This window comes from Proteus vulgaris, from assembly GCF_011045815.1.
Classification (GTDB): domain Bacteria; phylum Pseudomonadota; class Gammaproteobacteria; order Enterobacterales; family Enterobacteriaceae; genus Proteus; species Proteus vulgaris_B.
The window spans coordinates 3,490,246-3,502,974 of record NZ_CP047344.1 but is presented as its reverse complement, the minus strand read 5'-3'; the positions used below and the strand labels follow the sequence as shown (position 1 = coordinate 3,502,974).

General features: G+C 39.1%; 7 protein-coding genes and 1 pseudogene. All 8 read left to right on the top strand.

Going from position 1 to position 12,729, the window contains the following annotated elements:
* Positions 1 to 109 precede the first annotated feature (109 nt).
* The 8 genes and pseudogenes from cpdA (at position 110) to pta (ending at position 12,698) form a co-directional block, all read left to right on the top strand.
* Positions 110 to 949, top strand: coding sequence for a 3',5'-cyclic-AMP phosphodiesterase (cpdA, locus tag GTH24_RS16545; RefSeq protein ID WP_072070055.1), 840 nt, complete (start codon positions 110 to 112; stop codon positions 947 to 949).
* 3 nt (positions 950 to 952) lie between these two features.
* Complete coding sequence (yqiA, locus tag GTH24_RS16540) at positions 953 to 1,528, top strand: esterase YqiA (RefSeq protein ID WP_072070054.1); 576 nt, start codon at positions 953 to 955, stop codon at positions 1,526 to 1,528.
* Between the two features lie 123 nt (positions 1,529 to 1,651).
* Positions 1,652 to 3,547, top strand: a complete 1,896-nt coding sequence (parE, locus tag GTH24_RS16535) for a DNA topoisomerase IV subunit B (protein WP_072070053.1) — start codon at positions 1,652 to 1,654, stop codon at positions 3,545 to 3,547.
* A 32-nt stretch (positions 3,548 to 3,579) separates the two neighbouring features.
* A pseudogene (parC, locus tag GTH24_RS16530) lies at positions 3,580 to 5,760 on the top strand (DNA topoisomerase IV subunit A); the annotation flags it as partial.
* A gap of 51 nt (positions 5,761 to 5,811) precedes the next feature.
* Positions 5,812 to 6,537 carry a DNA gyrase C-terminal beta-propeller domain-containing protein gene (locus GTH24_RS22505; RefSeq protein ID WP_431311724.1) on the top strand — a complete coding sequence of 242 codons (726 nt, stop codon included), beginning with the start codon at positions 5,812 to 5,814 and terminating at the stop codon, positions 6,535 to 6,537.
* A 64-nt stretch (positions 6,538 to 6,601) separates the two neighbouring features.
* Positions 6,602 to 7,351: a 1-acylglycerol-3-phosphate O-acyltransferase gene (locus GTH24_RS16525; protein ID WP_072070052.1), complete on the top strand. Its 750-nt coding sequence runs from the start codon at positions 6,602 to 6,604 to the stop codon at positions 7,349 to 7,351.
* 244 nt (positions 7,352 to 7,595) lie between these two features.
* Positions 7,596 to 9,017, top strand: coding sequence for a cell division protein FtsP (gene ftsP, locus GTH24_RS16520; protein ID WP_164526716.1), 1,422 nt, complete (start codon positions 7,596 to 7,598; stop codon positions 9,015 to 9,017).
* 456 nt (positions 9,018 to 9,473) lie between these two features.
* Positions 9,474 to 12,698, top strand: coding sequence for an autotransporter Pta (gene pta, locus GTH24_RS16515; protein WP_164526715.1), 3,225 nt, complete (start codon positions 9,474 to 9,476; stop codon positions 12,696 to 12,698).
* Positions 12,699 to 12,729 lie beyond the last annotated feature (31 nt).

Here is a 12,729-nt window from a genome sequence, read left to right as displayed (position 1 = left end):
AAAGCGAGAATATTTCTCACTAATCTTTTGAAATGTGTATTGGTTGGCAGATCTTTACTACGAAAATACGTTAACATAACGGCTAATGAGAGTGAAACAAGGAAACCTTTTGGAAAGCCAGCTTGAATTATCGGTGAAACATAAAAACACCGTAAGAATATTACAAATCACAGACACCCACCTCTTCGCTAATGTGGAGGATACTCTGCTGGGTATTAATACCTATCGTAGCTACCATGCGGTATTAAATGCGATTAGAGAGCAGGGGCTTGAGGTGGACTTGATTGTTGCGACAGGTGATTTAGTTCAAGATCAAACCTTTGAAGCTTATCAGCATTTCGCTGATGGCATTGCAACGCTAACACCTCCTTGTGTTTGGTTGCCAGGTAATCATGACTATCAACCTGCGATGATTGATGCTTTAAATCAGGCTGGTATTTTGTCGGCAAAACAAGTGTTGATTGGTGATAGTTGGCAAATGTTGTTATTAGATAGCCAAATTCAAGGTGTTCCTCATGGTGAGTTATCAGATTGTCAGCTAGATTGGCTAACTCGTTGTCTTGAAAGTCAAAAACATAGAGATACGATCATTTTGTTACATCATCATCCTATGCCTTCAGGGTGCACATGGTTAGATCAACATAGTTTAAGAAACTCTCAAGAATTAGCTGAACGCTTAAAAGGCCATACTCAGGTAAAAATGATGCTTTGTGGTCATATTCATCAAGAAATGGATGAAATGTGGAATGGCATTCGTATGTTGGCAACACCTTCGACTTGTATTCAGTTTCGCCCTCATTGCACGAATTTTACTTTGGATACGGTTTCTCCAGGTTGGCGCTATTTAGAAATGTCTCTTTCATCGGATGAAAAAGGTAAAGTTGAAACACAGGTATACCGTTTATCAGGCACTGAATTCTGTCCTGATCTTGATGCGGATGGCTATTAATCCATGTCTCGTATTCTCTATTTACATGGCTTTAATAGCTCACCCAAATCAGCAAAAGCCCAAGCTTTTCGTCAATGGTTAGAAGCAACTCACCCTGAAATTGAATTAATAGTGCCTCAATTGCCACCTTATCCAAAAGAAGCAGCTCAACTAATTGAAACAATAGTTAAAGAAAGCGCAAATGATAAGCTTGGATTAATTGGCTCATCATTAGGTGGCTATTTATCGATCTGGTTATCTCAGCGTTTTAATTTATCTGCTGTTGTTGTTAATCCTGCTATTCGTCCTTTTGATCTATTACAGAATTTCTTGGGAGAAAACGAAAATCCCTATACACATCAAAAGTATAGATTAGAACCTCACCATATGGATGAGTTACTTGCCTTGCGTATTCCCGTAATTACATCACCCGAACTTATTTGGTTGCTTCAACAAACTGGAGATGAAATACTTGATTATCGTCAAGCTGTCTCATATCTTGGCGCGTGTAGGCAAACCGTAGAATCGGATGGAAATCACGCATTTGTGGGTTTTGATCGCTTTTTTCCAAAAATTATTCAATTTTTAAAGATAATTTAGCCTTTCGGTTAATTAACCTGTAAAACGTAGGTTGATGCATCTACCCGAAAATTAATATCATATTGCCGCAAACACCTGTTATTATAAACAGTATTTTCTAACAGCGAACCGCAGATTAAAACAATGACTCAATCAAGTTATAACGCAAAGGATATTGAGGTTCTTAATGGTCTAGAACCAGTACGTCGTCGTCCTGGCATGTACACTGATACGACTAGACCGAACCATTTGGCACAGGAAGTGATAGATAATAGCGTGGACGAGGCGCTTGCGGGACACGCATCGAAGGTCGATGTTATTTTATATGAAGACCAATCTATCGAAGTTATCGACAATGGGCGAGGAATGCCTGTCGATATTCATCCTGAACTTAAAGTCTCTGCTATCGAGTTAATTCTTGCTCACCTTCACGCCGGAGGAAAATTCTCTAATAAAAACTATCAATTTTCCGGTGGGTTACATGGTGTAGGGATCTCGGTTGTTAACGCACTTTCTAAGCGTATTGAAGTGACAGTTCGTCGTGATGGTAAGATTTATCAAATTGCCTTTGAAAATGGCGATAAAGTCGAAGAGTTGCACGAAATTGGAACTTGTGCAAAGCGAGATACTGGAACAAGTGTGCATTTTTGGCCGGATGGCTCTTATTTTGATGTTCCTCGCTTTTCCTCCAAAAGTTTATCTCACGTATTAAAAGCCAAAGCCGTATTGTGTCCCGGTGTTAATGTCTCTTTTGTTGATAAAGTGAATAACACACAAGAAAACTGGTGCTACGCTGATGGTTTAACCGATTATTTAAGTGAAGCTGTTGCTGAATTTATTCGCCTTCCTGAAGAGCCTTTTACTGGAAAATTTGAAGGGGATAATGAGGCCGTTGAATGGTCTATGTTATGGCTACCAGAAGGTGGCGATTTACTTACTGAAAGTTATGTTAACTTAATCCCGACTGTTCAGGGGGGGACACACGTTAATGGTTTACGCCAAGGTGTGTTAGATGCAATGCGTGAATTCTGTGAATTCCGTAATTTACTCCCACGAGGCATTAAATTAACTGCTGACGATACATGGGAGCGTTGCGCTTATGTATTATCAGTCAAAATGCAAGATCCTCAATTTGCAGGGCAAACCAAAGAGCGACTCTCTTCAAGACAAACCAGTGCGTTTGTTGCAAGTGCTGTAAAAAACGCCTTTAGCTTATGGTTAAATCAGAATGTTCAAGTTGGTGAATTACTCGCTGAGATGGCTATTAGTAGTGCTCAGCGTCGTATGCGAGCCGCAAAAAAAGTAGTGAGAAAAAAACTCACTTCTGGGCCTGCACTACCTGGAAAATTAGCTGATTGTACTTCTCAAGATTTACGATATACCGAACTGTTTTTAGTTGAAGGGGACTCTGCGGGAGGCTCGGCGAAACAAGCGCGTGATCGTGAATATCAAGCGATTATGCCACTGCGCGGTAAAATTCTAAATACATGGGAAGTCTCTTCTGATGAAGTGCTTGCTTCACAAGAGGTACATGATATCTCTGTGGCAATCGGAATGGATCCTGATAGTGATGATTTAAGCCAATTACGTTACGGTAAAGTTTGTATTCTTGCGGATGCGGACTCTGATGGCTTACATATTGCAACTTTATTATGCGCGTTATTTGTGCGTCATTTCCCTGCTCTTGTTAAGCAAGGGCACGTTTATATGGCAATGCCACCGCTTTACCGTATTGATTTAGGTAAAGAAGTCCATTATGCCCTTGATGAATCAGAAAAAAATGCCATTTTACAACGTTTAAGTCGTAAAAAAGGAAAGCCTAACGTACAGCGCTTTAAAGGGTTGGGTGAGATGAACCCGCTTCAATTGCGTGAGACCACGCTTGATCCTAATACGCGTCGTTTGGTGCAATTGGTAATTGATGAAGAAAATTATCAAGAAACCCTAGGCATGATGGATATGTTGTTAGCGAAAAAACGCTCTGAAGATCGCCGAAATTGGTTACAAGAAAAAGGCGATGAAGTTGACATCGAAGTGTAATGGATACCACAAGAGTCTGAGGAAAATATCGAATGAGTGAATTGACTCATGATGGTGTAGAGCGTCAACCGCTCCACTTATTTACAGAGAATGCCTATCTCAACTATTCCATGTACGTCATTATGGATCGTGCATTACCTTTTATTGGAGATGGGCTAAAACCTGTGCAACGTCGTATTGTTTATGCGATGTCAGAGCTAGGCTTAAGCAATAGCGCCAAATTTAAAAAATCAGCTCGTACTGTTGGTGACGTGCTAGGTAAATATCACCCTCATGGTGATATTGCATGTTATGAAGCAATGGTACTAATGGCTCAGCCTTTCTCTTATCGTTATCCGTTAATTGACGGACAAGGTAACTGGGGGGCGCCGGATGATCCGAAATCTTTCGCCGCAATGCGTTATACCGAATCACGCCTTTCAAAATATTCACAAACTTTATTGAGTGAATTAGGGCATGGTACGGTAGATTGGGTCCCTAATTTTGACGGCACAATGCAAGAGCCGAAAATGTTGCCGGCACGCTTACCTAATATCGTGCTTAATGGCACAACAGGTATTGCTGTTGGGATGGCAACGGATATTCCACCGCATAATGCACGTGAAATTGGACAAGCCTTAGTGATGCTTCTAGATAATCCTGATGCGGGATTATCTGACGTAATGCAATATGTTCAAGGCCCTGATTATCCAACTGAAGCTGAAATTATTACGGCTCAAGACGATATTAAAAAAATCTATAAAACGGGTCGCGGTTCGGTCAGAATGCGAGCTGTTTGGCATAAAGAAGAGGGATGCGCGGTTATCACTGCGTTACCTCATCAAGTTTCTGGAGCCAAGGTGCTTGAGCAAATTGCAGCCTTGATGCGAGCCAAAAAACTGCCTTTAGTTGAAGATTTGCGTGATGAGTCTGATCACGAAAATCCAACCAGACTTGTGATTGTTCCTCGTAGTAATCGTGTTGATTTAGAGCAAGTGATGTACTACTTGTTTGTGAATACTGATTTAGAGAAAAGTTATCGCGTTAACCTGAATATGATTGGGTTAGATAACCGTCCAGCAGTAAAAGGATTAGTGACGATTTTAAATGAATGGCTGGTATATCGTCGTCAAACAGTCACAAATCGTCTAAATCATCGCTTAGAAAAAGTGTTACGTCGCTTAGAAATTCTCAAGGGTTTATTAATTGCTTATCTTAATATTGATGAAGTGATTGAGATCATTCGTCATGAAGATGAGCCAAAAGCAGAATTAATACGTCGCTTTGAGTTATCTGATATTCAAGCTGAAGCTATTTTAGAGTTACGTTTACGTCATTTAGCCAAACTTGAAGAGATGAAACTAAAAGGTGAAAGTGATGAGCTTGAAAAAGAACGTGACAGTATTGAGAAATTATTAAGTTCACCACGTCGTTTAAATACGTTACTGAAAAAAGAGATTGAAGCAGACGCAAAAGAATTTGGTGATGACAGACGTTCTCCTATTCGCCCTCAAGAAGAAGCGAAAGTGGTTAATGAACAAGATATGTTGCCATCAGAGCCTGTGACCATTGTGCTGTCTGAAATGGGCTGGGTACGTAATGCAAAAGGACATGATATTGATCCTAGCGGTATGAGTTATCGTGCTGGGGATAGTTATCACAGTTCGGTCCGTGGCATGAGCAATCAGCCTGTTCTGTTCCTTGATTCTACAGGCCGAAGCTACACTCTAAGTCCGAATGATATGCCTTCTGGGCGAAGCCAGGGTGAACCATTAACAGGAAAATTAACTTTCCCACCTGAGGCTAGTGTGAAATACATGTTAGCTGGCAGTACAGGGCAAGAATATTTGCTGGCAACAAAAGAAGGTTATGGTTCTGTTCTCTCTTACGATGAGATGGAAACAAAAAATAAAACGGGTAAAGGGTTACTGACAGTTTCAGAAGGAACAGAGTTACTTGAGCCTTTCTTAGTTGATCCACAGAAAAAGAATGATCAATATTGGTTTATTATCATCACGGATAAAACACGTATTTTAGCCATTTCAGCAGAACAACTGAATGAAATGAATAAAAAAGGGCGTGGAACTCGCTTAGTTGCGTTAGGCAAAGAGCAAGGTGATGTAATTGAACAAATGCTGTTTGCACCTAAAAATGAAGCATTAATCTTTACTGTAGATGGTCAGCATGAAGTACTGAAAGCCGAAGAGATTACCTATTTTAGTGGCAATGCAGGTGATGAACCTATTCCATTAAAACATCTACATCCTGAAGCTGTTACGGTCATTATGTCGGAAAAAGGACTCATTCGTTGCCAGAAAGGCCATAATATAGATGCTCAATCTGTTGGCTTTAAAGCAGGTGATGATTATTTCGCTGCTATTGAAGGAATGAGTAATCAGCCTGTACACTTAATAGATACCACAGGTCAAAGCTATACTGTTGATGTTGATGCTTTACCTTCAGGTCGTAGTAAAGGCGACGCGCTGACTGAACGATTAAAAATTCAGAAAGGTGCGCAGTTACGCCATATTGTTATGGGCGAAAGCACCGATAAGATCTTAATGGCATCTGATGCTGGTTATGGTTTTATCTGCCAAGTTGATGATTTAACTTCTAAAAATAAAGCAGGAAAATCATTACTAACATTACCTGAAAATGCATTACCTTTACCGCCACAACGTTTGAACAATGAACTGACTGATCTCATCATGATCATTACTAAAGGCGGTAGAATGCTGATCTTTGAAGCAGCAGAATTGCCAACGATGGTAAAAGGAAAAGGAAACCAGATGGTTTCTATTCCTGCTTCACAAGCTGCAAGTGGTGAGGATAATGTCGCTTGGTTACGTGTACTACCAGAAAATGCTTCAGTAACACTGCATTTTGGCAAGCGTAAACTAACAATGTCGATGAATGAGTTAGTTAGCTTTAAAGCAAAACGTGGACGCCGAGGAACCTCATTACCTCGCGGTGCTCAAGTTATCGATCATATTGATATTGAAACAAATTAAACTTAATACTTAATTGATATTTAGTGGGTCTATTGACCCACTTCTATTTAGGACGCTAAAACTTATGTTAGCCATTATTCGAGGCATTATTGTCATTCTTTACACCATTATTGTGGTGACGTTTGGAATAATTTATTGCATGTTTTCACCAAGAAATCCCAAACATGTAATGACTTATGGACGAGCATTTGGCAAGTTATCTCGTATTTTTGGGATTAAGCTTGTTGAACGTTTTCCAAAAGATGCAAAAAGCTATGGCCCAAGTATTTATATTGGAAACCATCAAAATAATTTTGATATGGTAACAATGTCGAATGCAGTACAACCTAATACAGTGACTGTGGGCAAAAAAAGCTTAATTTTTATTCCTTTTTTTGGCCAATTATATTGGATCACAGGTAATATTTTGATTGATAGAGCGAATCGCTCTAAAGCTCATGGCACAATTTCACAAGTTGCCGATCAAATTAAATCGAAGAAAATTTCAGTGTGGATGTTTCCTGAAGGAACGCGTAGTCGTGGACGTGGGCTATTACCATTTAAAACAGGGGCGTTTCATGCTGCAATTCAAGCTGGTGTACCTATTATTCCGGTTTGTGTGTCGACAACCCAAGGTAAAATTAAACTCAATCGCTGGAATAATGGCTACGTGATTGTTGAAATGTTGCCTCCGATTGATGTTTCAAAATACACCAAAGATCAAGTTCGGGAATTAGCTGAAGATTGTCGCCAAATTATGAAAGCGAAAATTGAAGAGTTAGATAAAGAAGTTGAAGAGATGAATAATCGTGATTTTCCCGGTAAATTAAATTAATACTTATTTAATTTCTTTGATTGTGCAGATAGCAGATATAAGCCTGATCTTCAGGCTTATATCATTTTTAATTTATGAAAACATACTAGATTATCAACTATTTTTAGGATTTATGTCACATCCGCGCTATTATGCTCCCGTAATTTCATTTAAGTCCTTTTGTCTTTAAATCACAGCAGCTTTTTTCCTGTCCAATGTTTTTTATTATGCGGTAGGAATATTTGTATTTTGTTGCGGAGAAAGTATGTCATTTAGTCGTCGCCAGTTTATTCAGGCTTCAGGCTTAGCGGTATGTCTGGGCTCAATATCTTCTTCTGTTCGTGCTGAATCAGTCAATGATAAACAATTACCAATACCGCCATTGCTCGAATCTCGCCATGGCCAGCCACTCTTTTTGACGTTGCAAAACGTGCATTGGGCGTTTAATGGTGCGCAAAAAGCGCAGGTTTGGGGCATCAATGGCTCAACTCCAGGACCAACAATTAGAGTTAGAAGTGGCGATGATATAAAACTTATTTATAGTAACCGTCTTAGTGAAGCCGTATCCATGACGGTAAGTGGTCTATTAGTTCCGGGCACACAAGTCGGGGGCGCCGCCAGATTAATGTCGCCAGGCGCTTATTGGTCGCCAGTATTACCCATTCGCCAAAAAGCGGCAACGTGTTGGTATCACGCTAATACTCCTTTTAAAATGGCGTCTCATGTTTATAACGGGCTGGTGGGAATGTGGATTGTGGAAGATGAAGAGAGCCGATCTCTACCTTTACCCAAAGAGTATGGTGTAAATGATTTTCCGCTAATAATTCAAGATAAACGAATTGATAATTTTGGTACACCGCAATACGACAAAGAAGCTGCAAGTGACGGTTTTTATGGTGATACGTTACTCGTAAATGGGCGTGAAGATCCTTATATCGAAGTTTCTAGAGGTTGGATCCGTTTACGTTTAGTTAATGCATCTAATGCTCGCCGTTATGAATTAACTGCAAATGATGGTCGATCGCTTTACCTTATCGCCTCAGATCAAGGTTTATTAACTTCTCCCGTTGAATTGAAATCAGTGCCAATGGCACCAGGCGAAAGACGTGAAATACTCGTTGATATGTCTGAAGGGGGAGATGTCATCATTACAGCGGGGCAAAGTGCCGGATTTATGGACAGACTTCGTGGTATTTTTGAGCCTTCTGACTTATTACGTAATGCCAATATATTGACGATTAAACCGACAGGATTAATGTCATTAGTTACTGATAAAGCGCCTCAACAATTAGCACTAGATGACACACAAATTACGACCTCGATTCAGCCTAGAACCATTCAACTTCATAACAGTCCCCCAGGTATCAATAATGCTCGTTGGGAGCTTTCAAGAATTGATTTGGTGGGTAAACAAAATGGCTGGGAACGTTGGCTTGTCACTGTACCAACACCTCAATCATTCCATATTGAAGGTGCTCGCTTTAAAGTAATTAATCATAATGGGCAAAAACCTTCACCTGCGGATTTTGGTTGGAAAGATACGGTTTGGATTGAAAGCCAGAGTGAGTTACTAGTAGAGTTAAAGCAGCCTTCTTATACTCACTTTCCTTTCCTGTATTACAGCCAATTACTAGAAAATGCGGATAAAGGTATGGTAGGACAAATGGAAATCACGCCTGCAGAATAATAAGTTAGCAATAGCACTAAATTAAATTAAAAGAAAAACAGTATTTTTAAAACAAAAATACTGTTTTTTTATATCTAAATAATGCAGATTATATTTTTTCGACTAAAGTTAAATAGAGAATAATATTCTTATGTTTAATTTGTTAATTAATTTAGTGTGATTGTTTTTTTATCTACATTCTCTTTATTAAATTGATTTAAATATTGATATTAATGGAATCAATGTTGATTAAAGTTAGTTTTAACTTTTTGTAATATAATGTGTTGCGATCTAAATATGTTTAATCTATCTGTTAATTTGTGATTGCCTAGTCAATCTATCTATTTTTATGGCATGAAATCATATTTTTGAGATGCCCTTCAAGTAATTATTTCTCTAGAAACAAGAGAATCTTTGCGTCTTTTATTTTTGATCCTTAATAAATGTTATTAATTTAAATATAACTGAAGGTACAGAATGAACAAAGAAATAGCTTTAAGTCACCATCACAAAATGAATAAAAAAAATAGAATAAATAAAAATATATTTCAACTCTCCCTTGTTGCATCCGCGTTACTTTTTTCTGGATATTCCGTTGCATATTCAGAAGCTGGACAATTAGGTGATACAAAAAGTTGGGAAAGCCAAGAATATCAAAAAGATTGGGGTTTGGCGGCCATGAATGCCTCTAGTGCTTATGCACTTGGTTTCCATGGGCAAGGTGCCAAAATCGGTGTAATGGACTCTGGTGCATTATTGTCACATCCAGAATTGAATGATGCACGGTTTCATGCTGTGAAAGCCAAAGGCCAATATGGTTCAACTGGCATGCGTTATCCTCAGGAAATGGGGGGACATTATGAAAAAGGCCAGGCCTTTGATGTTGATGGAGGTTGGATCAAAGGTGTGAATGATACACACGGAACACATGTTACAGGTACCGTAGGCGCAAGCCGTGATGGTAATGGTATGCATGGTGTAGCGTGGGGAGCTGATGTTTATTTAGGAAATACTGGCGCGACAGATAGCAATAACTACGGTCCTTATCAAGATTACACTTATTTCTACACTGGCTGGAAAGCCATGGTCGATGCTGGAGCTCAAGTTATTAATAACAGTTGGGGAACAAACCCTCGAATTGTTAATACGGTTCCAACTAAAGGTCCTGATGGCGGTAATACAACCGTACACATGCCTGTAGATACCACTGCGCAAACTGAATATGAATATTTCTACTTTAAAAAAGTCTATGGTGATAAACCTTCCTTTGTTGATGCGGCTTATGACGCAGTAAAAGGCACTAACGTTGTACAAGTATTTACAACCGGTAACCGTGACTTTGCTCAGCCTTATTATCGCCCTCTTTATCCTTACTTTAATCCTGAAGCAGAAAAACATTGGATTGCGGTTGCGGGCCTGAAACAGAATGCGGATAAGTCGGGTTATGAATTAGAAAAAATCTTCAATGAAGCGGGTAATGCGAAATGGTGGACAGTTGTTGCACCAGGTCGTTACATTTATTCGTCAGTTGTTGATGAAGAAGGAAATGCAGGTTGGGATACTTTTAGTGGTACATCAATGGCAGCTCCTCACGTTACGGGTGCCATGGGTGTATTGATGTCACGTTACGAGTCAATGAATGCGATGCAAATACGTGATGTGATGTTTACAACGGCTAACCACCATAATCCAGATGGTTCTTTATATGATAGCTGGACAGCAGCAGAAGGAACGCCTGACGTGCGCTATGGTTGGGGTACTCCGGATTTAGATAAAGGGATGTATGGTCCGGGTCAATTCTTAGGTAAATTTGAATACAACTTAAGCATGACCCCACTTGATGTTTGGACAAATGATATTTCACAAACTGCGTTAGATTTACGTGAACAAGAAGATCTCGCATGGTTGAAGGAATATACAGATAAAGGCATTGCAGCTGGTGGTGATTACAATCTAGGGACTGATTTTGTTATCAACGATGGTAATCCAGATCCAACTTCTCATATTGTTAGTAAAGAAGATGCTGAAAAATGGCGTAAAGAGTATTACCAAAAACGAGCTGATGCTATTCAAGCTAAAATTGATGCTGGTTTATATGACGGCGCTTTAGTTAAGAAAGGTGAAGGTACCTTAGTGATGACGGGCGATAATACTTATCGTGGTGGTACAACAGTCGAGCAAGGTACTTTATATGGCTTTACTGAATCATTTGGTACAGAAGCAGTTAATGTTAATGGTGGCAAATTAGGTGTTATCGATCGCTATAATGATACTTTCACTCAACAAGGCCAATTAGCATCAAACGAAAGCCATAAAGCCAATATTAATATCAACGATAAAGGCACGTATTTAGTGACTGTTGGGCATGATGTTAATGTCGGCGATATGTCCTTAAATAAAGGGGCAAGTTTAGATATTGGTGCTGATAGTGAAGGTCAATTAAAAGATATCTACCTTAATAATACCGTTGCAACAGGTACTGTTAATGCAGACAATTTAGTTGATAATCGTACTAAAACTAAAATGTTAGCTAATAACAATCCAGATAGTGATTACGCATTATTTAATAAAAATGTTTCTGTAAAAGACAACACGATTACAGGTACATTAAGTAAGAAAGAAAATACCTCTTTAGCCACATTTGCGAATAATGAAAATGGCCGTTCTATTGCTAATGCTTTAGATAATACAGGTAATGGTGATTTATTTAATGCTGTACTTCCTATGAATGAAAGGGATCTGAATAAGACCTACGGATCATTAGGCAGTGATATGTATTTAAATGCCAACAGTGCGAGTGTGGTAAATGTGTTAGGGTTAACTCGTACAGTGAAAGATCAAGCCATGGGTATTGGTCAAGGTCGTTATGCTACATTGGATAACAGTAACGCACGTATTTGGATGACAGGCATTGGCCAATGGGGTAATGCTGATTATGGTCATAGCAATATGGATGTTGATTTCTATGTCGGCTTATTAGGCGCAGAAATTGATGTGACTGAAAATACCAAAGCTGGTCTCTTCTTTGGTGCCGGCTCAACCAAATATAAAGGTAATGAGCACGGTAAAATAGACAGTAACGATATCCATATTGGTGCTTATGGCGTGTCTAATTTATATGATGTGGCTTCATTAAACTATGGTTTCACACATACTAACCAAGATAGAGATGCCAAAAGAACACTTTGGGTAGGACAAAATGCAGGTTATAACTCAACCAGTTATGATGCAAAAATTACTCAAATTTTCTTAGAAGGTGCTTATACTCAATTTAATACTAATCAGTACTCTATTGAGCCATATGCAGGATTTAGTTGGTTGCGTGTATCAACCGATGATATCAATGAAAATGTCGGTAATATGAAATTTACCACCAAGACTGATTCACAAGATATTCAAGTCGGTACTATCGGTTTACGTGGTGGATATCCATTTATGGCTGGTAACATTAATATGGCATTAAAAGGCGATATTTCTGCAAGTCATTTATTTGGTGATAATCGTCCTGAATCACGTCTATTCTTATCAAATTCTGGTGATGCAACATTACGCGGTGGCAAACTGGATAATCTGTTTGGTGTTGGTTTAGGTGTTGATGCGCAATTAAGCAAATCAACAACTTTCGGGCTTTCTTACCAAGGCCAATATAATAGTGATGTAAGCTCAAGTGGCATTAATGCAACCCTGAAAATTAATTTCTAATTACATTTAGGTTGTTTTCTGTAAAAGGTCT